The 23159-nt window shown below is 65.6% G+C and carries 18 protein-coding genes; all 18 read right to left on the bottom strand.

The features are described from left to right. Window position 1 precedes the first annotated feature (1 nt). On the bottom strand, window positions 2-2707 hold the full coding sequence (locus RT460_RS03275) for a hypothetical protein (protein ID WP_313317135.1): 2706 nt from the start codon (window positions 2705-2707) through the stop codon (window positions 2-4). A 2-nt stretch (window positions 2708-2709) separates the two neighbouring features. Beyond that, entirely contained in the window at window positions 2710-4854 is a 2145-nt protein-coding gene (locus RT460_RS03270; RefSeq protein ID WP_313317134.1) for a glycosyl transferase family protein, read from the bottom strand. Window positions 4855-4860: 6 nt separating this feature from the next. Continuing rightward, complete coding sequence (locus RT460_RS03265) at window positions 4861-7077, bottom strand: cellulose biosynthesis cyclic di-GMP-binding regulatory protein BcsB (protein ID WP_313317133.1); 2217 nt, start codon at window positions 7075-7077, stop codon at window positions 4861-4863. Between the two features lie 496 nt (window positions 7078-7573). Then, window positions 7574-8746: a nicotinate phosphoribosyltransferase gene (gene pncB / locus RT460_RS03260; protein WP_313317132.1), complete on the bottom strand. Its 1173-nt coding sequence runs from the start codon at window positions 8744-8746 to the stop codon at window positions 7574-7576. A 103-nt stretch (window positions 8747-8849) separates the two neighbouring features. Then, window positions 8850-9686 (bottom strand): glycosyltransferase family 2 protein, encoded by an 837-nt coding sequence (locus tag RT460_RS03255; RefSeq protein ID WP_313317131.1) that lies wholly within the window; start codon window positions 9684-9686, stop codon window positions 8850-8852. Beyond that, window positions 9683-10552, bottom strand: a complete 870-nt coding sequence (locus RT460_RS03250; protein ID WP_313317224.1) for a glycosyltransferase — start codon at window positions 10550-10552, stop codon at window positions 9683-9685. Before RT460_RS03250 ends, RT460_RS03255 begins: the two co-directional genes overlap by 4 nt. After that, complete coding sequence (gspD, locus tag RT460_RS03245) at window positions 10549-12792, bottom strand: type II secretion system secretin GspD (RefSeq protein ID WP_313317130.1); 2244 nt, start codon at window positions 12790-12792, stop codon at window positions 10549-10551. Before gspD ends, RT460_RS03250 begins: the two co-directional genes overlap by 4 nt. 9 nt (window positions 12793-12801) lie before the next feature. Continuing rightward, window positions 12802-13542, bottom strand: a complete 741-nt coding sequence (locus RT460_RS03240; RefSeq protein ID WP_313317129.1) for a hypothetical protein — start codon at window positions 13540-13542, stop codon at window positions 12802-12804. Continuing rightward, a complete protein-coding gene (gspM, locus tag RT460_RS03235; RefSeq protein ID WP_313317128.1) occupies window positions 13532-14161 on the bottom strand; it encodes a type II secretion system protein GspM in 630 nt (209 codons plus the stop codon). Before gspM ends, RT460_RS03240 begins: the two co-directional genes overlap by 11 nt. Further along, a complete protein-coding gene (locus RT460_RS03230; protein ID WP_313317127.1) occupies window positions 14136-15260 on the bottom strand; it encodes a PilN domain-containing protein in 1125 nt (374 codons plus the stop codon). Before RT460_RS03230 ends, gspM begins: the two co-directional genes overlap by 26 nt. Beyond that, a complete protein-coding gene (locus RT460_RS03225) occupies window positions 15257-16120 on the bottom strand; it encodes a type II secretion system protein GspK (protein WP_313317126.1) in 864 nt (287 codons plus the stop codon). The genes RT460_RS03230 and RT460_RS03225 overlap by 4 nt, the downstream gene beginning before the upstream one ends. Then, complete coding sequence (locus RT460_RS03220; protein ID WP_313317125.1) at window positions 16117-16758, bottom strand: prepilin-type N-terminal cleavage/methylation domain-containing protein; 642 nt, start codon at window positions 16756-16758, stop codon at window positions 16117-16119. Before RT460_RS03220 ends, RT460_RS03225 begins: the two co-directional genes overlap by 4 nt. Beyond that, window positions 16755-17147 carry a prepilin-type N-terminal cleavage/methylation domain-containing protein gene (locus tag RT460_RS03215; protein ID WP_313317124.1) on the bottom strand — a complete coding sequence of 131 codons (393 nt, stop codon included), beginning with the start codon at window positions 17145-17147 and terminating at the stop codon, window positions 16755-16757. The genes RT460_RS03220 and RT460_RS03215 overlap by 4 nt, the downstream gene beginning before the upstream one ends. After that, on the bottom strand, window positions 17144-17611 hold the full coding sequence (locus RT460_RS03210; RefSeq protein WP_313317123.1) for a GspH/FimT family pseudopilin: 468 nt from the start codon (window positions 17609-17611) through the stop codon (window positions 17144-17146). Before RT460_RS03210 ends, RT460_RS03215 begins: the two co-directional genes overlap by 4 nt. 48 nt (window positions 17612-17659) lie before the next feature. Next, window positions 17660-18088, bottom strand: a complete 429-nt coding sequence (gene gspG / locus RT460_RS03205; protein ID WP_313317122.1) for a type II secretion system major pseudopilin GspG — start codon at window positions 18086-18088, stop codon at window positions 17660-17662. A 33-nt stretch (window positions 18089-18121) separates the two neighbouring features. Then, a complete protein-coding gene (locus RT460_RS03200) occupies window positions 18122-19339 on the bottom strand; it encodes a type II secretion system F family protein (RefSeq protein ID WP_313317121.1) in 1218 nt (405 codons plus the stop codon). 31 nt (window positions 19340-19370) lie between these two features. Then, window positions 19371-21098, bottom strand: a complete 1728-nt coding sequence (gene gspE / locus RT460_RS03195) for a type II secretion system ATPase GspE (protein WP_313317120.1) — start codon at window positions 21096-21098, stop codon at window positions 19371-19373. Between the two features lie 125 nt (window positions 21099-21223). After that, the gene (locus RT460_RS03190; RefSeq protein WP_313317119.1) at window positions 21224-23104 is read right to left on the bottom strand and encodes a S8 family serine peptidase; all 1881 of its coding nucleotides are present in this window, start codon (window positions 23102-23104) and stop codon (window positions 21224-21226) included. Window positions 23105-23159 lie beyond the last annotated feature (55 nt).

Here is a 23159-nt window from a genome sequence, read left to right as displayed (position 1 = left end):
GTCAGTAAGACAGGGTCAGGTTCACGAACAGCCCACGGTTGCGTTCGGCCTGGTCGCCATTGAGCGCAAAGCGGTACTGCATGCTGGCATCCAGTGATGAGCGCGGGCCATGCAGGAGGTCCTCACGGAACACCCTGCGCACGCCAACACCGACGCCGGCACCAAGGGCCAGGTCACCGTCCTCATTGGCCAGGCGGAAGCTCTGTCGCGACCCGTCCGGGTAGCCGACGCCTTCCACCCGGTCGCGCTGGCGGTACCAGTCGGCACCGACCACGGCGAACGGGTTGATCGTCCAGTTGTCACTGGCCGTGCGTGGCCGGAAGCTCCAGCCTGCCCGCAGCTCGGTGGAAGCAAACAACTGGCTGCGCTTGAGCTGGCCGCTGGAGCGCACTTCGTCCGCGGGCAAACCGCTGCCGTCAATCCGGGTCACGTGGAAGTCGGCATCATTGTTGCTCCACGCATAGCCGCCCTGTGCATACAGCTGCAGGCTGGGCCAACTGCGGTCATCCGGACCGGTGGCGGCACCGTGGTACCAGCCATAGGACAGATAGGTCATCCAACCGCCGGCAGCATCATCGAGCTGGTAACGCCCCTGCACGCCCTCACCATTGGCGACGGTATTGGACAGGCGGCATTGCTCGGCGGCCGTTTTCGCGTATAGACCGCCATGGCGGTTGGCCGAGCCGATGAACTGGCGACGCTCGATGCCGAAGCCCAGGCCCGTACCCGGCACCCGGAAGCGTGCGCCCAGCGCGGCAATGCTGCTGGGCCAGCCGGTGGCGGTGTGTGTGGTCATTCCATCCTGTGATCCGCCCAGGCCACCCAGGTCCTGGCCGGTACACGGATCGACATTGCGCAGCGCTTCGTACTTGCCGCCGCCGTCGTACAGCACGTTGGTCAAGCGCGCGTACAGCTCGACGTTCGGTTGGTAGTCGATCGGCCGCCAATACGCTTCTACCGAACTGAACGCAGCGTCACCCGGCGTGCTCAACGCAGCACCACCCAAGGTAGCCGTGGTCTGGCGGGCGCCACGCCAGCCGACGCTGGCGATGATGCCCCAACGGCGCTCCAGTTCAGTCAGCGAGCTGCGCGCATAGCGTTGCTGTTCCGGGGCCAGCGTCAGCTCGCCGCGCTCGGCCTGTTCCAGTGCCTGGCGGATCTGCTGGGCAGCCTGCGCGCGCCCGGCAGTTCCCATCCCAATGCGTGCATAGGCCTGGTCCAGGCCAATCGTGGGTGGCGCCTTGCCGGTCGCGGCCGCCGCTTCCAGGTCGGCGATGCCCAACGCGTCATCGCCATTGCGCTGATGCAGATGGGCACGCTGTATCAGCATGTCGGTGTTGTCCGGATCTTTCTGCAGGCCCGTGTTCAGGCGCTCAATCGCCTCTGCGCGTTGACTGGCGTTGCCGGCCGCCAAGGTGGCAGTCAACAGCCGCTGCATTGCCGGATTTTCCGGGGCCGCCTTCACCGCCGCCTGTGCCTGTTCAATCGCCTCGGCCCATTGCTGCCGACCATACGCCGCATAGGCGCGGCCCGCCGCTGTATCCGGCACCTGGTCGGCCGGCTGCATCTCGCACTGCGTGCCATAAGGCGTATCACGGCACGCCTGCAATGGAACCGGCAGATGGGTTGCATCAAGTGCCCGCGCCAGGTTGCGTTTGCGCGAAGCGTTGCGGCGGCTGATCACCGCCTCGTCAGTCGCATCCATCGGGTCGAGCAACGCGCCGGCGCGGACTCCATCACCGGCAGCCAATGCTGCATCCGCCGCCAATAGCCGGATGTTGCGCCGCTGCTCGTCATCCAGCCAATCCTGCGCCAGTGCCCTGTCGAAGTCGGCATTGGCGCCGGCATCACGCCCCAATCGCTGCAGCATGTACCCGCGCAGCACCAGGGCGTTGATGTCTTCGCCGTCGTTATCAAGGGCATCGGTAGCGGCCTGTACGCCCTCCTCCAACTGGTCATCCAGCATCAGTGCGCTGATCAGCAACAAGCGGTTGCTGGCTGATTCCGGTGCCAATGCCACCGCTTCACGGGCCGGGGCCACCGCATCGGCTGGCCGGAAATCCATCATCGCCTTGTAACCGGCCTGTGCCGGCGCAACGGCCTGCGCACGTTTGATCCGCAGCTTGCGGGCTTCCAGGTCGGTGATGTTTTTCGCGCCCAGGTCCACAGCCGTCTGCAGGGTCTTCAGAGCGTCATCCGGCCTGCCTTGGGCTTCCAGCGAGTCCACCCACAGCATCGCCCAAGTGCCCTGGCTCGGGTCAATGCGGAAGGCCTGCTCGGCCAGCCGTTCGGCGACCGGCATTTCTCCACGGTAATACGCCGCGTAGGCCTCGGTAGCCAGCGGGTAACCTTTCTGGAATGCGGTTTGTGCCGCCGTGCCGGCGCCTGCCACCGCCTGCGACGCCGCCGGACGCGGTGCAGTGGGCGTGGCACGTCCGGGCGATGGCCGTGCAGGACTGCCGCCTCCCTGCCCCGCCGCGCGTGCCTGCGACATCGCCAGCAGGTCACGCAAGCGCTGCACATCCGGACGCAGCCGCACCGCCTCGCGCGCCTGTGCAGCGGCTTGGGCATAGTCGCCGCGGGCATAGGACGCGTAGGCCTGCTCGGCGATACGGTAGGCCGCGCCCGACAGCGGCAGTTCCTCGCTCAGCGCCGCTGCGCTGGCGCTGAGCAGGACGAATGCAACAAGAGGTTTCAGCAGTTTCATGTTCATGCCAGGAACACGTCCGGGTGCAGGCGCGCTTCACGCGTACGCCGTTGTTGTTCTTCCGTCGCGGTGGCAATGGCCTGTTCGCTGGCGACGCCACGGCGCACAAGGTAGGCACCGATGCGACCATCGCGGTGCGGCCGGTACTGGTCCAGCGCCACCTGGAAGTGCTCGCGCGAAATCAGCTTCATTTCCACCAGCAGATCCCCAAGCAACGGCACCGCGTTGATCTTGTAGTCCGAACCACAGATCAGCCGCAGCCCGGCATTGATCTCGCTTTCACGCGCCACCAATTGCTCGACCCGCTCCACCTTCGCTTCCTCCGCCAGACCCAACAGCGCCGCCTCGGGCAAGGCACTGGCCACGGCAAGCCGCATGACGTCGGGCTCGGGACTTGGCAGTGGCAACACGCGCCAATGCACGCAGGAATCGACCGGCAGCGGAAATTCGCCCTGCTGGAGGTAAGCCACGTCGATATTGGCGCGCGGCAACTCCTCCTGGAAGGAAATCGCCTCGGCCAGGGTTTCATCGTCCAGCCAGCCCTGGGACACCAGGATCCGTCCCAACGGCTGCTGGCGACCGTCCTGTTGCTGCTCCAGCGCCTGCTGCAGTTGCTCGGGCTCGACCGCCTGCCAGACGCTGAGCAATTCACCCAGGCGTCGACGGGTCTGGACCAGTTGGCTGTTGCTCGGGAAGTCGTGCATGGTCTTGTCCCAGACCAGCCGCTTGCCGAACAACAGGTAGCCGGCGAACATGCGCCATGCCCGCGCAGTGGCCGCGCAATTGATGACGTTGCCAACAACCATCCGTGGCGCCGACATCACCGCATGCTCCCAACCGTACAGGCGGTTGACGAAGTACATGCGCTGCAACACGCGCGCCACCAGCGCACCGGTAGTGAACAAGGCGATGCTCATCGGCCAGGAACCCGCCTGGAAGACGGTGGGAAACTCCATCGTCCACACCCCGGCCATCTTCAGAACCCAGAACACCATCAGCTGGATGAACAGCAGATAGGCCAGGATGCTGACGAAGGACGTGACAATGCCTTTGCGGTCACGCAACAACAGGTAGCGATTGATCAGGCTGTTGCCCCAACCCAGGGTCTCCCAGCTCTGCAGGCCGATGCCCAGCACCCAACGTGCTTTCTGCCGGTACGCCGCGCGGAAGTTATCGGGGAAGTACTCGCGCACGCACAAGGCCATCTTCAGGTTGCGCTCGCGCTCGCCGCCCCAACCAAACCACGCCGACGGTCGCCGCACCCGGAATTCCACCGGGAAGCGCGCGAAGATCGAATGCATGCCGAGGCGGCTCAGGCGCTCACCGATGTCGTAGTCCTCGGTCAGGCTGTCGGTATTGAAGGGCTGGTTGTTGGTCTGCGCACTGAGCTCCAGCAGGGCCCGGCGTGAGAAACAGGTGCCAACGCCCGCCGAGGGAACCGTGCCCGCCAGACTTTCGCGCACTACCAGGTCCTTGGCATGCCACTCGGCGAACTCATCCATGTAGGTTCCCGCCACCAGCTCGTACCACTCGCGATCCAGCGAGGTGACGGGCAACTGGATCATGTCCTTGCGGGGCAACAGGTAGTTGAAGAAGCGCAGTTCCAGCGGATGCAGCACGTCCTCGCTGTCATGCAGGACCAGGCCGGCAAACTCGATGCCATTACGCTTTTCGTAATCGAAGATCGACAGGATCAGCCAGTTCAGGCAGTCGGCCTTGTTGGTCGGGCCCGCATGCGGCACTTCCACCCGCTGCAGGCGCCGGTAACGCCTGCGCATGCGCTCGACTTCGGCGATGGTCTGGTGGTCGTTGGGATAGGTGCCGACGAACACGACGTACTCGCGGTAGTCGAGCACGTCGATCATGTTCTCCACCATCTGCGCGATCACGTCGTACTCGGCCCAGGCCGGCACCATGATCGCCAGCGGCTGTTCGTCGCGCGCGCGCAGATCCTTGGCCGTCAACGGGCGGTAGGACGCACGCTTGAACACCGTGAGCCTGCGCCATACCAGCCGCATCCAGAACCAGAGATCGATGAACAGATCATCCAGGCTGGACAGCAGGATCAGGATGGCCAACACCACCGCACCTTTTTCAAGGAACGCGTAGTAGTTGGCCAGCTGGATGTTCCAGAAGACGGCGTCCATGCCGGATCAGTGGGTGGCGTCGAACTTGCGGCGATGGCGGACCTGCGCCACGCGAGCGGCCAGCAGCAGGAACAGGATCACCCCGACCAGCACCAGCAGCCACACCATATGACGCTGCCACACCGGCTGCGGATTGCCGTCGACGGCGACGCGCAGACCCGCCGGGTCTTCATGATCGAAGTCCTGCACCACGCCACGGCCATCCAGCAGCGCTACCGAACCACGCACCAGGCGGAACGGCTCGGCGATGTTGGGGACGCGGTTACCCAGCTCGCGGTAAACCACGCCCAACGTGTTGGCACCGCCGGCAACTTCCACCAGCGCCGAATCATCCAGGCCGGCCAGGTCCAGCACGGTGTCGTCTTTCTTGCCGTTGATGCGCAGATGCCCGCCATCGATGGTCGCGGCCGTCTTGGTGCCTTCCGGCTGCAGGTTGAAGGCTAGGTACGGTTGCGTTTGCGCCGGTACCGCCTTGCCCTTGACCACGTCCAGCGTGGCGCGTTCGACCGAGGCGCCCACCGCACTGCTGACGCGGATGACGGTCTGCAGCGTCGCAGGTGCGTTCTGCAACCACGCCTCGGGAACGAGCACATGGTGTGGACCGGCCAGGCGCGCCGCAGCGCCCACGAAATCCGGGCTGGTACCGCGCTCGGCCAGCACGATATGGCTGCTCGGCAGCAACGACACCGGATACGGCGTGGCCGGATCGTGGCAGTGCGGCCGCGCCGGCTGTCGCAGGAACGAGACCTTCACTTCATTGCGTGCGGCAATTGCGTACAGCGGCACGGTGGCGCTGATGCGCTGCGGCTTGCCGTCGGTGTTCAGCACTTTGGCGCCGAGCAGGAAATCATTGAAGAAAATCGAAGCCACCGCGCCTTCGCCGGCGCTGTTGGGTGCGGCCGATACGTCGATCACCACCTCTGAAGGCAACTTGCCTTCGGCAGAGATCAGGCCAAGGTCGGCACTGGTGATACGGTCACTGCGCGCAATGATGTCCTGGGTACCGGAGAACGCGCCCAGACGGTCCAGCAGTACCACGTCCTTGTCATCGACCAGTGGCTGGGCCTTGTTGACCTGCAGGTTCTTGCCCAACGCATAGGCACGCCATTGCGCGGTGAACAGGCCAGCGACCTGGGCGGCAGCACCTGTGCCAACCACCAGCATCGGCTGCCCGGCCACCACACCGGCACTCACATTCCTGCCATCCACCGCTGTCTCCAACGGGGCCATGCCGCTCTTGCGCCAGGCGGCAAAGGCGGCAGCGCCATCGGCATCAGCACCCGCAACCTCGCTACCCAACGCATCCAGCGCGCGCTTGACCGCCGCCCTGAGTGCCGGACTGGCAACGGCAACATCAATCGGCAGGCCACTGCTGCGGCCCAATGACAACAGCGCGCCAATTTCGGCCTCGCTGGCCACGCGGTGCTGCGCTTCGGCCGTCGCCAGGGCCGCGTAGGCCGGGACGCCCATCAGACTGGCAGGCACCTGGGTGCCACGCAGATCGATGCTGTCGCCCACTTTGGGCAGTGCGCTCACACTGACCCGCTTGCCTGCCGATTCCAACACGGCGCCGACCCGCCAGGCGGTGTCGTAGCTGGTCACGTCCAGCTGGCGGCCTTCCACCAGCAGACGCACATTGCGCGGCAATGCGGTCCAGGCCTTGCCCACGGTATCGATGGCACTGCCGTCGAACTCATAGCTGAAACGCGTATCCGGACCGATGCGCAGGACATTGGCCGGCGCGCTCTGGTCGGCGCACTGGTAATCGGAGACGATCGACCACCAGCCCACACCAAAGCGGACGAAGCCATTGGGTCGCGCAAACCCATCAATGCCGATCAACTGGCTCAGGTCGCCCTGGGCATCGGTGATGGTGCGTGCAGCCACGGCATCATCATCGATGCTCAGCAGATTGGAGGTATGCCCTGGATGCCCGCGCATGTAGCGCGCGTCCAACTGCAGCTGCGCGTTGCGCGTGGCCACGCCTGCCGGCACCGGCAGGTAGATCTCGCGCTGATTGTCCTGCCCTCGCAGGCTGAGCGGCTGGTCAAAGCCCAGATCACGCAGGGTCATGCTGCGCGACACCAGGCTGTTGGTACTCCACTCGCGGAATTGACCGCCCGCCGTATCGGCAGCAAATGCCGGCGCGGAGGAAATCACCAACGACAGGGACAGCGATAGCAAAGGCAGCAGTCTGCCGGACTTGCAGGGCATCGGATTCATCGGGCCAGCTCGAATAGATGGGATGCAAAGGACGACGCCGCAGGCGCCGTGATTGAACGCAGGCACACGGAAACCACGGGCAGGCGACGTCGTCGCCTGTACCCGCAACCGTTCACCACAAGGGGCGCGGCTTCCCGTTCGGGGCGTGGCCAGGGCTCACCTGCCACGCAGGGACCACCCTCGCTGTCACCGGCCAGGGGCGCCGACAACGCTGCAGGCAAGTCAACGGATGGAAGCTTGCTGGAGCCGCCGGAGGCCAGCGGCAGGTAAGGCAGTGCCCCGTCCCCGCATCCCCCGGGACGGAAGCCCGACAGCGAAATTCCCATGGTCCCCTCGCCAGAGACAGCACGTACCCCTGTGTACGCGGGGACAGATAATACACATCCGAGGGGATTCGATGTGAAAAATGAGAACTAGGTCACACCCGTAAGAGTTGTTTATGTGTACGGCTCAGCAAGATCAACGCCGTAGCGGCTCCATCCCGGAAACTCGCAAATCACTGATTTACCTGAAACACCTGCCGCAGATAGGACAGGTAGCCAGGGTCATCGCACATGCTCTTGCCCGGCGAATCGCTCAGTTTTGCCACCGGCTGGCCATTGCAGCGGACCATCTTTATTACGATGTTAAGTGGCGTCGGCCCGAGATCATTGGTCAGGTGGGTACCCACCCCGAACGCAACCTGGCAGCGACCACGGAAGTAGTCGTACAGCTGCATCACCTTCTCGATGTTCAGGCCATCGCTGAACACCAGGATCTTGCTGGCCGGGTCGGTACGGTTGGCCTTGAAGTGCGCCAGCATGCGGTCCCCCCAGGAGAACGGGTCGCCGGAGTCGTGGCGGACACCATCGAACAACTTGCAGAAATAGGTATCGAAATCGCGCAGGAAGGCATCCAATCCGACCACGTCGGACAGGGCAATACCCAGATCGCCACGGTATTCGCGCGCCCATGACTCCAGCGCCGCCACCTGCGAGTCGCGCAGGCGCGGACCCAGTGCCTGGAAGGCCTGCAGGTACTCATGTGCCATGGTGCCGTGCGGGGTCATGCCATAAAGACGTGCGAAATGCACATTGCTGGTGCCGACGAACTGCGTCCCCAACGCATCGCGCAGCATCGGCAGCATGGTGCCGTGCCATTCCCGCGAGTAGCGGCGGCGCGAGCCGTAGTCGGCGATGCGGCAGTTTTCGAACCCGGGCGTATCGCGTAGCAGCGCGGTCTTGACCTGCAGCCTGCGCTCGCCCTCGGCGAAATCCGGCGTACTGGTATTGCGGAACCAAACTTCGTTGATGATGGCCAGCAGCGGCACCTCGAACATGATGGTGTGCAACCACGGCCCGGAAATATCCAACTCGATCTCACCCGGCACCGTCTGCGACGGACGCAGGCTGATGTACTTGCGGTCAAGGTGGAACAGACCCAGGAAATCGATGAAATCGGGCTTCACGAAGCGCAGCCGGCGCATGTAGTCCAGCTCTTCGCTGCTGAAGCGCAGGCTGCACAGGTGGTCGATCTCGGCGCTGATCTGGTCGATGTAGCGCGCCAGGTCGATGCCGGGGGTGCGGCACTTGAACCGGTACTGGACGATGGCCCCGGGGTACTGGTGCAGTACCGCCTGCATCATCGTGAACTTGTAGAGGTCGGTGTCTAGCAGGGATTGGATGATCATGCCGGCATTATGCGCTGGCGGGGTACGGCGCAGGGTCAACACCCTGACCGGCACCCTGCCCCCGGCCGGATCGCCGGGCAACCGCCTGCGCCGCCCGCCCGCGCTAGGTTTTCAGCAGCAGCCGCGGCAACTGCAACGCTGCATGCGCCCAGATCGCACACCAGACGCCGATCCTGACCGGCAGGCTGCGTGAAGGCGCCTCGAACTTGCGGAAGTAACGCCACAGCCCCCGGTGCTTGTGCCATTCGACGAAGTACGGCCGCGAGCGACTGGACACCCCGCGCACATGCACCACCTTCAGGTCATTGGCGATCGCCACCACGGCGCCCGCCTCGCGAGCGCGCCGGCACAGGTCCAGATCCTCGGCGTGCAGGCGGTAGCCCGCATCCCAACCGCCAAGGCGATCGAACAACACGCGTGGCAGCAACAACAGCGCACCGGACAAGGCCTGGACCTGTTGCAGTGCTGCAGAATGATCCACTGCGACAGCCAGCCGCGATCCCGACCCAGGGTTACGCAGCATCGCCGCAAAGTCCGGGTCACGCCGCCGCACCGCCGCATCGGCGATACCCTGCTCGTCCACCTGCTCCACCCCGAGCAGGCAATCGCCCAGCGGCTTGCCGCGGTTGCGCAGCGAGGCCAAGGTCTGCGGTTCCACCATCAGGTCGGGGTTCACGAACGCCAGCCACGGCGCATGGCATTCACGCGCGCCCTGATTGCAGGCGGTGGCGAAGCCGGGGTTGTCAGGGTTGGCAATGAAGCGCACCCGCGCATCGGCCAGGGCATGGCGCTGGGCGATATCCACCGAGCCATCGCGCGAGGCGTTGTCCACCACCCGGATCTCGACCACGTCATCGGCCGCGCGCAGCTGGCGCAGGCATTGGTCCAACGTGGTGGCGCTCTGGTAGCTGACCACCACCACGGCAATAGCGTCGTTCACTGCAGCTCCGTGCCTTGCGGGAAATCACAGGCATCGAACAGATCGGGCTGTGCTGCCGGCATTATCGCTTGTACGTACAACTGCTGCAGCTGTTGCCGGTGGGCATACAGCGGGTCGTTCATCAGGAAGGCCGCCAGCCGCGCAGTCCATGCCGGCCAGCGATTGGCCAGCACTTCCATGTCACCATCGGCAGGTTGGCCTTCGTGCCTACGGCCGACAAAGGCGTTGTCACACAGCACATTGCGCCAGCCCAAACCGCTCATGCGCAGGCTCAGGTCCACCAGTGCCGCATACCAGGAGCCATAGCTGTCGGTATCCAGCCCACCGGCACGCTTGCGCGCACTGCCGCGTATCAACACCGCGTGGGTAATGGCCGAAGGCAGCTCCGGTTGCAACAGTGGCATCGCCGCCAACGCCAAGGTGAGACGAGCGACATCATCCGGCATCGGGTTGAGTTCACCGGCGCGCGGCCAGGCCACGGTTTCACCGGCATTGCTCCACGGTGTGGCGGTGGCGATGGAGGCATCGCGTGCCAGGCAATCGCTGAGCTGCTGCAACCACCCCAGACCCGGCAACGCATCCGGCGCCAGCACGACGACGTCGGCATCACCGCAGGCCTGCAGCATTTCCTGCAGATGAGCCGGCTCCCCGATCGGGCGCGGCCGTCGTGTGTACTCGGCCTGCAGGGCGGTGCGCGCCAGCCAGTGCTCGATCACCGCCAGCCCGCGCGGGCCGGCCTGTCCGTCGTCGGCCAGCCAGACCGGCGTGCCGGCTGGTGTATTGGCTTCCAAGGCACCCAGGCAGGCGTCCAACGCGGCGTCATCCACCCCGACCGGCAACAGGACGACCGGCAGCGGCATGCTCAGTGGCCTGCCTTGGGCGCGTTGATCGGGTCCAGCGCGCGGAAGCGGGTGCCATACTCGTCGGTGAGATTGCGCGCCTCCTGCGGGTTACGCACGATGGTGGGGGTGATCAGCACGATCACTTCATTGCGGCGGTGGTTCTGGGTCTTGGTACCGAACAGCCCACCAATCACCGGCAGGCGGCTCAGGAACGGCAGGCCCGAGGAACCATCGGTGCTGCTGTCATCGATCAGGCCGGCCAACATCACCGTCTCGCCCGCACTGACTGCGGCCTCGGTCTGCATGCGACGGGTGTTGATGCGGTAGTTGCCGTACTGGTCCTTCTCGCCTTCCGGCGCGCTGATCTCCTGCACGATGTCCAGGAACACCATGCCATCGCGAGTCACCCGCGGGCGTACCTTGAGGATGTTGCCGGTTTCGATGTACTGCACGCTGGAATAGGCGTTGTCGCCCACCGTCGAAATCGAGGTGGAGTTCACCGGGATGCGGCTGCCGACATTGAGCGTGGCCACCGCATTGTTGCGCACGAACAGCGACGGGGTCTGCAACAGGCGGACGTTGGTGACTTCGTCCAGCGCGGTGATGATGGCCGCCGCGTTCTTGCCAAGGAAGGTCCACGCAGCGCCGGTGCCGGTCACCTTGCCGGCGATATCGCCCCACAGGCCACGGCCCAGCGCGCTGGGCAGGCCTGCACCGCCCATGCCGATGCCGGAAGTACCGTCGGCGGCGCCATTGACCGCCTGTTCGAAGTACCAATTGACGCCGTAGCTCAGCTCACCGGTCAGGGCGACCTCGGCCACCTGCGCCTCGATATGCACCTGCAGCGGCATGACATCGAGTTTTTCGACAACCTCGAGGATCGAACGCCAGGCCTGCGGCGACGCCCGCACCAGCAGCGTATTGGTCTCCTGCACGGCAGATACGCCGACGCGGTCGCCTTCCACCTCCAGGGTGACGCTACCGTTGCCCGATGTCTGCGCCGGCAGCTGCATTGACTCGTTCATGCCACCGCCGCCAGACATGCCGCCACCGCTGCTGCCATTGCCGCCGTTGCCGCCAAGGCCCATATCGCTGGGGTTGAGGCCATCCTTGCTGGAACCACTGCCCAGCCCGGTGCTGCCCAGATTTAATTCATTGGCGCCCGGTGCCAGCGACGTGCCCGCATCACCGCCACCGCGCGACCCGCTGCCGGAGCCGAATACTTCGGCAAGACGATCCGCCAGGTCCTTGGCCTTGATGTACTTCAATTCGTACGAGAACAGGCGCGCGGTGCCACCGGCGCTGTCGATGCGTTCCAGCCACTGCTGGATCTGGTCCAGATAGCGCGCCTGCGGGGTGATCACCAGCACCGCGTTGGCGTTGTCCAGCGGCATGAAACGGAACATGCCCGCGCTGGGCGTCTTGCTGGTTTCACCAAACACCTTCTCCAGGTCACTGGCCACCTGCGAGGCACGGCCGGACTGGATCGGGAAGACGCCGACCGACATGCCGGACAACCAATCGACGTCGAAAATCTCGACCGTGCGCAGGTAGTTCTCCAACTCCGCGCGGGTGCCACCCAGGGTGATCACATTGCGCGCGCCGTCGACGCCGACGATTGCGTTGGGCCGTGCATACGGCTCCAGCACCTTCTTCATTTCGCTGGCGGAGATGTACTGCAGCGGCACCACCCGCACTTCATAGCCACGCGCGGCCGATGCCGGCGCCGTGCTCGGCGCCACCGTGCCGGCCAGTGGCTGGTCGGCCGGTACCACGTTGTAGCGGCCACCGCTGTAGACCAGTCGGGCGTTGTTCCAACCCAGCACCATTTCCAGCAGGTTCAAGGCCTGCGCCGGCGATACCGGCTTGGGCGTGGCCAGCGTGACCGTGCCCTGCACGGTCGGGGCGATCACGTAGTTCTGCCCCAGCATGTCGCCCAGGATGGCCTTGGTGACTGCCTGGACCGACTCGCCTTCGAAGTTGAACACGGCCGTGCCGTTGCCGGCCGCAGCCAAGGACGGTGGGGGCGCGGCGGCAGCTGCCTGGTTGATCACGGTGCCATTGCCACGGCGGATCACCGCGCGGCTCTGGGTATCGGCCTGCGGTGGATCGCGTGCGTCCAGCGCCGAGGTGACGGCGGGTTCGCCGGCCACGGGCATACGCGCTTCGGCAGCCGGATTGCGGCGTACCTCCGGTGCTGGGGTGGTGACGCAACCACTCAGGGCGGCGACCAGCAGGGTGATGGGAACTATGCGTGACGTCATGCGCTCACTCTACGGTTTCGGGCTGCCGGAGCTGCCGTTCTGGTTCTGTTGCGCCTGCCGACGGCGGGCCTGGATACGTTCGCGAATTGCCTGGATCTGTGCTGCCGATGGGCCTGCCGGGTCCGCGGCCGGGGCCGCTTCGCCCTCAGCTGCGCCTGCGGCAGGAGCCGGCACCGGCGTCGCCTGCCTGTTGGCCGATGCGGTGGGGGCCGCAGCGGGCAGCGGTGGCGCAGCACCGGCGTCGGAGGCGCTACCGGCGTGTGCCGCTGCCGCCCCCCCGCCGTTATAGACCTGCAGCTCCAGGTTGAGCGTGCCGGCGGGGCCGTTGACCACGGCACTGCGCGGCTCCACCGACAACAACTGCCAACCCGCCTGCGGCTCTGCCCCCATGCGCAGGCGCAAGGATTGTCCCTGCTCGGTGGTCAGCGTCGCCATTTCAAGCCCCGGCGTGATCAGCACGCCGGTGAGGCGCACGCTGCCGGTGGTGTCGGTCTCGCCGGGTTCGCCGATGGAGAACGGATGGGGGCGGCGGTCAGCAGCAAACAGGGGACGGGCCATCGCCTCTGCATTGTCCAGGCCGGCGGCAGCCTGCACGCGGGGCACCTCGGGCAAGGCCGGCGCACTGGCAACCGCGTCGCCAGTGCCGATCCTGCTGCCCAGTCCAAACAGGCTCGCGCCCCACAGCAGCAGCGTCCAGCCGCCCAGTGCGGCCAACAACCAGGTACGCAGCCCGGCAATATCACTGCGCATCGCCCACCTCCGCATCCGCCGTGGTCGGGGCTGCCGCACTCGCCACGCTGGGGGCCAGGTAACCACTCAGTTCAAAACTGACATCCAGCCCTCCGGTGGTCGCGTCCATGCTCGATGCTGACAGGATGTCCAGCCGATCGATGCGCAGTTGCGGCGCGCCGGTCTCAAGCGCCTGCAGCACCTGCATCCATTCGCCCATGCCACAGCGCAGCCGCGCCTGTACCACCACGCGCACGAAACGGCCGGAGTTGTCCGGGGGCAGCGGCGAGCGATCACTGATGGCGCAGCTGCGGTTGTCCGGGCTGGCCTGGCGGGCCGCCTCTTCCAAGCGCTGCACCAGCCGCGAGGTGGCCAGTTCCACCGACCCTTCCGGCATGAAGCCTGGCTGTTCGGCCAATAGCTGCTGCGCTTGCTGCAGCCGCTGGCTGACCTGCGGTGCCTGTCGCAACTGCTGTTGCACGCGTTGCTGGCGCTCCTGCAGGGCGCTGATCTGCGCGCCCACCTCCTGCATCGGACGGGTCCATAACGGATGGATCAGCAACAGGTAGATCACTGCCAGTACCGCTACCAGCAGGCCCACCGCCAGCCAACGGTCACGGCGATCCGGATGCTGCGCCATTGGCGGCCTCCTGGTTGCCACCACGCAGTTCGGCAATGAGGGTGAAACGCTCCTGGCCACTGCGTGCACCGGTCTGCAGCACGCCGGTGAGCGAAGGGGTTTTCCACAAGGGCGAGCCCTCGAGCGTGGATACCAGCGAGGACGCACTGCTGCTCATCCCGATCAGCTGCATGCGACCGGCTTCGATCGAGAGTTTTTCCAACGAGGTGTCATCGCCCAGGCGTTTGCTCAATTCGTTGATCAGTTCGGTGGCACGTGGTTGCGCCGTGCGTTGCTGAGTGAAAAAGGCCTGCCCATCGACCAGGTCCTGCAACTGCTGGCGTTGCGCCGCCACGGCCCTGGCACGCTGTGCCGCAGCTTCCACCTGTGCCGAGAGCTGCGCGGCGGCCTGCCGACGGTTGTCCAGGATCTGCCAACCCGCCAGCACCAGCATCACCACGCTACCCAGCAGCAGGATGCGATCCAGCCGGCGCATCGGATCATGCCGTTGCCTGCGCAGTGCCGGTGGCAACAGGTTCACCCCCAGCGGTTCGCCAGCCGCGGTGGCGGCATCAACGCCATCCAGTTGCCCCGACCAGGCCTCGCGTGCCAGCACGTTCTCCACCAGCGGACGGGGGGCCACCACCAGCTCGACATCCAGTTGCCCGTCGCCACGTCGCTGCAACAAGCGCACATCGTGGTAGGCCTGGGCAGCGGTGAACGGTGTCTGCCGGTCGATCTCGAACCCGAGCACATCCTGCATGCGTGCCTCGGCGGCGGCAGGCAGGCGCAACGGCTTGCATAGCACCGAGGCCGCAGGCAGCAACGCAAAACGTGGCAGCCGCAGCCAGCGTGCCGGCAACGCCGACTCCAGCTCGGCCGGGGTCAGCGCGGCCGGCAAGGTCTTCAGGAATTGGAACTGCCCTGCCTGCACGATCCCCATCGCTATCTGGTCACCGGCCGCCGCCAGCACTACCCGTGCATCGGAGTAACCCAGCAAGGTCCGCCAGGACGCCGGCAGGCACGACAGCAACGCGCGTTGCCACCACGTCCAGAAGCCGCCGGCTCCCGGCGCGATGCGCGCCCTCCACTGTCCCAGCCTTTCCTGCAACGCCGTCATTTTGCTGCCGCTCCTTGTTCCCACCGCAACACTGTATAGGGGGCACCCGCGACGCCCTCAGGATTCAGACGCACGACCGCGCGGGTTACCGCCTGCCGATCTCCCACCAGCGTCACCCGGCTGTCTACGTTGTAAGTGCCGGTGCCCGCTGCCGCCATCGCGCCCCCGGCAGTGTCGCCGATTGCCGCAGCGGCGTCTTCACGCTCACGCTGGGCCAGCAGCAGGGCCGCATCCAGTCCCATCGCGGTGAGTACCGGGGCCTGTGCAAATCGCGCATTGGGACGGGCGCCCCCAAAGACGGTGATATGCGGCGCCAGCTGTGCATACAGCGCAGCGTCCATTCCCATCACCCGCTGCAGTTCGCCAATACTGTCAAAACGTGCGTTCTTGGCGCCATAGGGAAACCCGGCGGCAGCATAATCACCACTCTCGGCGCCGCCGCTGGGTTGCTTGAGGTCATCGGCATCGCGCCAGTCCTGGATCGCGCTGCTGAGCTGCTGCGCACGCGCCTGCTCCACCCCCAGCGCACGCAACAGACCCTGCAACAACACCGGGTCCGCCTGGTTCAGGTCGACCTTGCCACTTTCATCAATGACCCGCAGGGTGATCGCATGCCCGTCGAACTGCCAACGGTACGGTCGGCCGTCGGCGCGCCAGGCGGGTTGGGTTGGCGTGCCCTGCATCCGCGACAATGCGTAATCGACGCCCGCATGGGCCAACTCCTGGCCGGCGGCCATGTCGCCCATGGTGCGCCCTTGCAGGTGCTCGACGCGGGCGGTCAACGCAAATGCGGCGATGGTGGTGGTCAGCAGCGCGATCAACCACATCACCAGAACCAGGGCGGCGCCTCGGCAGTTCATTGCCATGCCCCTGCCAGCGACTGCTGCGGCAATGCGACCAGCAGCGGTGGCCATGGTGCGCCACGGTTGGGGGTGACCTCGATGCTTACCAGCACCGGCATGCGCCCCGGCACTTCCCACCGTTCCTGCCAGTTGCCCAGGGCATTGGTGGCAGGGTCAATGCCGCGATAACGCAGCTTCACCTGTTTGAGATCATCGGCCAACAGCTCAGGTCCGCGTGGCGGCTTTTCTTCTATCGGCTGCCCTGCCTGCAGCAACAGCAGGCCCAGGCGCAGCTGCAGCTGCTCGCCAGTGCCGCTGACCTGCAGGTGGTGGATGTAGGGGCCGCCGCGCCCCAGGTAGTCAGGCACTTCGGCGACGAACTTCAGTTCGGCCGGGCCACCTTCAAACGTGCTTGCCGCGCCACTGAGTGCATCGCGTTGCATCGGCAACGCCATGGCCGTGGACAGGCGCCGCCGCAAGAACCCTTCCACCGCGCGCATCCGCTCGTTGTCGGCCGCGATCACCTCGCCACGTGCGCTGATCGCCAGCGTTGAGCGCACCGCGGCAAACGCCAGCGCCATGCCGGCGGCCAACAACACCGTGGCCAGCAATACCTCGATCAAGGTGAAGCCTTGCGCGCGCGCAGCCGGCGTCATTGCACGGTCTCCACGCCGGACCTGCCGCGCAGGCGCAGGCTGCGCCAGCGCATCTGCTGCTGTGCTTCATCGCCCCAACTCACCTGCAGGTCCAGCAGCCATAGCCGCGCCTGTGTCTGTCGTGGCTCGGTGTATGGGCTGACCTGCAAGGTCCAGCGATACTTGCCCTGCTCCCACTGGCCCTGCTGTCGCCCGGCCGCCAGCGGCGCCTCCACCCCCGCGGCGGCCAACAGCGACTGCGCATGCAACGCCGCGCGCCCATAGCCATCGGCCATGCCCACCTGGCGTGCCGCACCGGACAGACTGCCCAGCAACAAGGTCATGGCCAGCGCCAGCAAGGCGAAGGCGACGATGACTTCGATCAGCGAATAGCCACGCTGGTGTTTCATTGTGCCGCGCCCCGCAGCGGGCCGGACCGTACTTCGCCGGTGATCCATGCCACGTCGATGCGCCAGACCGACGACCCAGCAATCAGGTCGATACGACCACCGCTGGAAGCACCATCCTCGAAAAACCGCACTACGCCGGTATCGGCGCGTGTCTGCAACTGCCCGGCCCCGGTGTAGGCAAGCTTCAACCCCTCCGGCACCTGACCCTGTCGCCCGTCCGGCCCCTGCCAGCGATGCTGCGGCAGGTTCAACTCGAACTGCTGCGGCACGCCCGTGGCGATGGCCCGGGTGCGGGTATAGCGCAGCTCGGCGGCCAATGACTTGCCCGCCGAGCGCAGCTTGAGCCCGGCCAGCCCACCGTTCATCGCCATCGCCGCCATCAGTGCGATAACCGCCACCAACGCCAACACCAGCAGCATCTCCAGCAACGACATGCCAGCGACGCGCCGACGCGTGCTACGCACGCGGTGAGCGCGGTGACAACGGGCTACGGGGTGCAGTTGCTGCACGGCTTACTCGTAACGGATATCGGCGTTGTAACTATCGCCACCGGGTTGGCCATCGGCCCCCAGGCTGATCAGGTCGAACGGGCGGCCTTCGCCCGGCACGCGGTACTGCACGGCATTGCCCCACGGATCATTGAATTCCGCAGGCTTGGCGTACGGCCCCAACCAACCGGCCGTGCCGGCCGGCTGCGTGGCCAGGTCATCGAGCTTGGCAGGCAAGCGGCCGGTATCGAGCTTGTAGTTTTCCACCTTGCCGGCCAGCGTCTGGATCTGGGTCTTGCCCAGGTTGGCCTTGCCGCGGTCGGCGCCACCCAGCACGCGACTACCGACCAGGGTCAGCACCGCACCGATCAACACGATCACGATGATGATCTCCAGCAGGCTCATGCCCGACTGGTTACGGCGGAACGACGGTTGTTTAAAGCTGCGCTTCATTGCTTGGATTCCTTGGTAGCGACTACAGCAGGTTCAGCCGATGGCGTTGGTCAGGTCATACAGCGGTACCAGCACCGCAATGATGACCACGCCCACCACCGACGCCAACAACAAGGTGATTACCGGCACCAGCGCGGCCAGCATGCGATCGATGGCACGCGCACTTTCAAGTTCAAACGTGTCAGCGGTCTTGAGCAGCATGTTCTCCAACGTGCCGGACTCCTCGCCCACCTGGATCATCTGCAGGGCCAACCGCGGAAAGCGGCCGTTGCGGCCCAGCGAGGAAGCCAGCCCCGCACCGTTCTTCACGGCGTCGGCGGCTTCGGCCACGTCCCCCACCAGCGCACGATTGCCCAGCACGTTGCGGGCGATGCCCAGCCCGGCCAACAGCGGTACGCCGTTGCGCAACAAGGTCCCCAGGGTCCGCGCCAGACGCGCGGTTTCCAGCTTGGCCACCAGCCCACCCACCATCGGCCGGCGCAGCAACCAGCCATCCAGGGCCAGGCGGAACACCGGATCGCGACGCTTGCGTTCCATCCACAGCAGGGCCAGCGCCGGGATAACGATCAGGGCGATCCACCACTTCCGCACCACCAAGCCAATGGTCAGCACCGCACTGGTGAACCACGGCAGGGTCACGTCCAGGCTCTCGTACATCTGCGCGAACTGTGGCACCACGTAGCCCAGCAGGAACAACAGCGCACCGCCCACCACCAGCAGCAGGATCGCCGGGTAGATCATGGCGTTGATCACCCTGCCCTTCAGCTCCTGGCTGCGCTCCAGGTAGTCGGCCAGACGCTGCAGGGTTTCATGCAGGCTGCCGCCGGCCTCACCGGCACGCACCATGTTGACGTACAGGCGGGAAAACACTCCGTGCTGGCGCTCCAGCGCCTGTGACAAGGGCGTACCGCCGCGCACGCTGTCGCGGATATCGGCGATCACCCGCCTTGAACGCTCATCCTCCGGCGTCTCCAACAGGATCGACAGGGCGCGATCCAGCGGTTGCCCGGCGCTCAACAGGGTGGCCAACTGCTGGGTGAACTGCTCCAGCGTGGCACCGCCAAATGGTCGCTTGCGCCATTGCTTCCAGCTGGCACCTTCAAACGCCGAGCCGGTGGCCAACCTTGCCTCGACCGGCAGGTGCCCCTGTTCCTGCAGGCGTGCGATGACGTCGGCGTCACTGGCCGCTTCCATCTGCCCATCCAGCAGCTCACCGCGGGCGTCCAGCGCCTTGTAACGGTACAGCGGCATCAGTGCGGGTGCTCCGGCTGCAGGCGATGGCTCATGCGTCCTCCGTTACCCGCAGTACTTCTTCCAGCGTGGTTTCGCCACGCAATGCCTTGGCGATGCCATCTTCGTACATGGTGCGCATGCCAGCCGCGCGCGCCAGCCGCTCGATTTCGCCCATGCCAGCCTTGCGCATCACCGCGTTGCGCAACGCATCGTCCATCACCAGGAACTCGACGATGGTGGTGCGGCCCTTGTAGCCGGTAGGTGCGAGTGCCGAGGGCTGCGCGCGGTAAAGGAAAATCTCGCCCGTCGGTTGATAGCGGCGCAGGCTGAAGCGTTCGATCTCTTCGGCCGAGGCCGGGTAGCGCTGCGCATGGCTGGGCTCCAGCCTGCGCACCAGGCGCTGGGCGAGGATGCCGTTGATGGTGGAGGTGAGCAGGTAATCTTCCACACCCATGTCGAGCAGGCGGGTAATACCGCCTGCGGCATTGTTGGTGTGCAGCGTGGACAGCACCAGGTGACCGGTCAGCGCTGACTGGATGGCGATGCGTGCCGTTTCCAGGTCGCGCATTTCGCCGATCATGATGATGTCCGGGTCCTGGCGCACGATACCGCGCAAGGCATTGGCAAAGTCCAGCCCGATCTGCGGCTTTGCCTGGATCTGGTTGATGCCCTCCAACTGGTATTCGACCGGATCCTCGACCGTGATGATCTTGACCTTGTCGGTGTTGAGCTGGCTCAGCGCCGTATACAGCGTGGTGGTCTTGCCCGACCCGGTGGGCCCGGTGACCAGCAGGATGCCATGCGGTTGTTCCAGGACCTTGCGGAACTGCGGCAGGAAATCCTCGCTGAAACCCAGTCGCTGGAAATTGAACACCACCGCTTCGCGATCCAGCAGACGCATCACCACGCTCTCGCCATGCGCGGTAGGCATGGTGCTCACGCGCAGGTCCAGCTCCTTGCCCTGCACGCGCAGCATGATGCGGCCATCCTGGGGCAGGCGGCGCTCGGCGATGTTGAGCTTGGCCATGATCTTGATGCGGCTGATTACCGCCGCGGTCAGGTTGACCGGCGGGCTTTCACCATCGACCAGTACGCCGTCGACGCGATAACGCACCTTCAACCGGTTCTCGAACGGCTCGACATGGATGTCCGAGGCGCGCAACTCCACCGCGCGCTGGATCACCAGGTTCACCAGGCGGATCACCGGTGCTTCCGAGGCCAGGTCGCGCAGGTGTTCGATGTCGTCCAGGGGCGCCACCTCGCCATCGGCGGCTTCCAGGATGGTGCCCATCGCGCTGCGCCCTTGCCCATGCCAGCGCTCGATCGCGTCGTCCACTTCACTGCGCAGGCCCACCACCGGGGCGACCTTGCAGCCGGTTACCAGGGCGATGGCATCAATGGCATAGGCATCCTGGGGGTCGGCCATCCACAGCAGGATGCGTCCGCGCTGTTCGCCCAGCGGCAGCACCTGGAACTGCTTGAGGAAACGCTGCGGTATCGGCTCGGCCCCTTCCACCAACTCTGGCGGATGTTCCGGTACCTCGCGTGCAGCCAACAGCCGCAGGCCCAGCACCTTGGCGCAGGCTTCGGCGTGATCACGTTCGGACACCAACCCCAGGCGGGCGAGCAACACCAGCAGGTCACCGCCTGACTCGCGCTGCAACTGCCGCGCGCGTGACAGGTCCGCATCCTTCAGGCGGCCCTGGGCCAGCAGCTCGGTAACGATGCGTTCGGCAGGCGTTGGCGCAAGTTGGGCGTCGTGGGCTACCGCGTTCACGCAATCCTCCTGTGTTGGCCGAACTTTAGCAGTTCGATCCGCCGAGCCGTGCACATGAACGCGCATTACTTCAAAAAAAAGGAACCCCGGCCAAGCCGGGGTTCCTTCCGATTACCGCGACAGGATTACTGGCGTGCGACCAGGCTCACGCCTGCAAACGATGCAGCGCCTACCACCTTGACGTAGTACGTCCCTGCGACCGGCTTGTTCACGCGCACCGTTTCGCTGTTGCCGGCGCGGGTGGACTTGGCATCGAACTCGCTGCTGGTCGGCACCTCATCAAAGCTTACATACAGCGACACGTCACCCGAGCCGCCATAGGTCATGAAGGTCAGCACCTTGCCGGCCTCGGCCTGGAAGCTGTAAACCGCTTCGCTGCCCGCGCTGCCCGCAAGGCCAGTCACCGCCACCTTGTTGGTCAACGGCGTTGCCACCGGGCCGCAATCGTCAACATTCGGATCACACGGCGGGGTGGTCGCCTTCACCAGTGCGGCATTGATGTTGAGGATGCCGGCGCCGATCGGCGTGGAGGCCGGGATGGCCACCGGGAACGGGGTTGCGGTCTGCTTGAGCAGATCACGCATCTGCGTCCAGGTCAGCGGCGTATCGACAACGCTCTGCACCATCGCCACGGCGGCAGCCACGTGCGGCGACGCCATCGAGGTGCCACCCATGCCGCCCAGGACCCAGTTGTCGGCTTCCGGGCCCTTGGCACCACCGTTCATCACCTGCCAGATGTAACCGTTCGGGGTGCCTTCGACGCCGTTGCCGCCCGGCGCGGACAGGTCAACACGTGCGCCGTAGTTCGAGTAGCTGGCCTTGCCGCCGGTGTAACCGGTCGCGCCGACACTGATCACGTTGTTGCACGAGGACATGGTGTAGCTGGCGGCATTGCCATTGCTGTTGCCTGCTGCAACCACGACGATGGAGCCCTTGCTGTTGGCCAGGTCAATGGCGTCCTGGTACTCGGCCGGGCACGAGGAGGGCTGACGGCTGCCCAGGCTCATGTTGATGACTTCGGCCGGGGTGGTATTCAGCGGCAGGCCCGGGACTTCGCCACCGGCGGCCCAGATGATGCCGTCGGAGATATCGCTGCCGAAGCCACCGCAGGAACCCAGCACGCGGATCGGCATCACCTTGGCCTTGTAGGCCAGGCCCGCCAAGCCCTTGCCATTGTTGGTTTCCTGGGCGACGGTGCCGGACACGTGGCTGCCGTGCCAGGAGCTGTCCTCGGCAGCGTGGGGATCGGTGGTGGCCCAACCAGTGCAGTAGTTCGCTTCAACCCAGTCGCCCAGATCCCAGCCACCGGCCACGCGGGCATCGGTGTCACGACGCGACACGCGCTTGTCACTGATCATGTCGTAGCCCGGGATCACATTGTTCTGCAGGTCCGGGTTGCCCTGGGTGATGCCGGTATCGATCACGGCCACCACCACGCCCTCGCCCTGCGAGATATCCCAGGCCTGCGGTGCGCGCACGCCCGAGGTGGCGTTGGAGAAGTTCCACTGGTACTGCGCGTAGTTCGGATCGGTCGGCGTCATCGACGGCGAGATATCCGCCAGACGCTGGTACATCTGATCGATCTCGGCACGTTCAACCGCCGGGTTGGCCTTCAGCTCACGGACGAAGTTGGCCGCTTCCTGCGCGTTGAGGGCGCGCGAGGTCTTGATGACGTTCCAACCCGGGGCGGCCATGCGGCGCATCAGGGTGGCACTGGCTGCAGGCTGCGCGGCCGAGCGCGAGGTCTTGGCCACGGCACGATCCAGGCCGGCACGCGAAGCTGCAGCGCCCAGGCCGCGATTGAGGGTGGCAGTGTCGCGCAACTCGCTTGCACCGGCGCGGTACTTCACCACGAACCGGTAACTGCCACTGACGTCCACGGTGGAAGAACTGATGCCACGCACCTTTGCAGGTCCAATTCCGGCAGCAGATGCGGCAGGTACGCCGATCGAAGCCATCAGTACGACACCGGCAATCGCCACACCAAGCTGGGTCTTCTTCTTCATGTCGGATCTCTCGTCTAAATAGAACAGGGATGGAACCTCAACGCTGCACTGCCTT

The sequence above is a fragment of the Stenotrophomonas sp. genome (genome assembly GCF_032061965.1).
Taxonomy (GTDB): Bacteria; Pseudomonadota; Gammaproteobacteria; order Xanthomonadales; family Xanthomonadaceae; genus Stenotrophomonas.
The sequence above is the reverse complement of the archived record's forward strand: the minus strand, read 5'-3'. Positions and strand labels throughout refer to the sequence as shown.

Bases quoted from the DNA above. Each gene is read 5' to 3' on its own strand.
- RT460_RS03230 (WP_313317127.1), bottom strand. From the start codon at position 15,260: ATGACGGCGTTGCAGGAAAGGCTGGGACAGTGGAGGGCGCGCATCGCG.
- RT460_RS03270 (WP_313317134.1), bottom strand. From the start codon at position 4,854: ATGGACGCCGTCTTCTGGAACATCCAGCTGGCCAACTACTACGCGTTC.
- RT460_RS03190 (WP_313317119.1), bottom strand. From the start codon at position 23,104: ATGAAGAAGAAGACCCAGCTTGGTGTGGCGATTGCCGGTGTCGTACTG.
- RT460_RS03265 (WP_313317133.1), bottom strand. From the start codon at position 7,077: ATGAATCCGATGCCCTGCAAGTCCGGCAGACTGCTGCCTTTGCTATCG.
- gspM (WP_313317128.1), bottom strand. From the start codon at position 14,161: ATGGCGCAGCATCCGGATCGCCGTGACCGTTGGCTGGCGGTGGGCCTG.
- RT460_RS03200 (WP_313317121.1), bottom strand. From the start codon at position 19,339: ATGCCGCTGTACCGTTACAAGGCGCTGGACGCCCGCGGTGAGCTGCTG.
- RT460_RS03275 (WP_313317135.1), bottom strand. From the start codon at position 2,707: ATGAAACTGCTGAAACCTCTTGTTGCATTCGTCCTGCTCAGCGCCAGC.
- RT460_RS03215 (WP_313317124.1), bottom strand. From the start codon at position 17,147: ATGAAACACCAGCGTGGCTATTCGCTGATCGAAGTCATCGTCGCCTTC.
- RT460_RS03240 (WP_313317129.1), bottom strand. From the start codon at position 13,542: ATGCGCAGTGATATTGCCGGGCTGCGTACCTGGTTGTTGGCCGCACTG.
- gspD (WP_313317130.1), bottom strand. From the start codon at position 12,792: ATGACGTCACGCATAGTTCCCATCACCCTGCTGGTCGCCGCCCTGAGT.
- RT460_RS03220 (WP_313317125.1), bottom strand. From the start codon at position 16,758: ATGACGCCGGCTGCGCGCGCGCAAGGCTTCACCTTGATCGAGGTATTG.
- pncB (WP_313317132.1), bottom strand. From the start codon at position 8,746: ATGATCATCCAATCCCTGCTAGACACCGACCTCTACAAGTTCACGATG.
- RT460_RS03225 (WP_313317126.1), bottom strand. From the start codon at position 16,120: ATGAACTGCCGAGGCGCCGCCCTGGTTCTGGTGATGTGGTTGATCGCG.
- gspG (WP_313317122.1), bottom strand. From the start codon at position 18,088: ATGAAGCGCAGCTTTAAACAACCGTCGTTCCGCCGTAACCAGTCGGGC.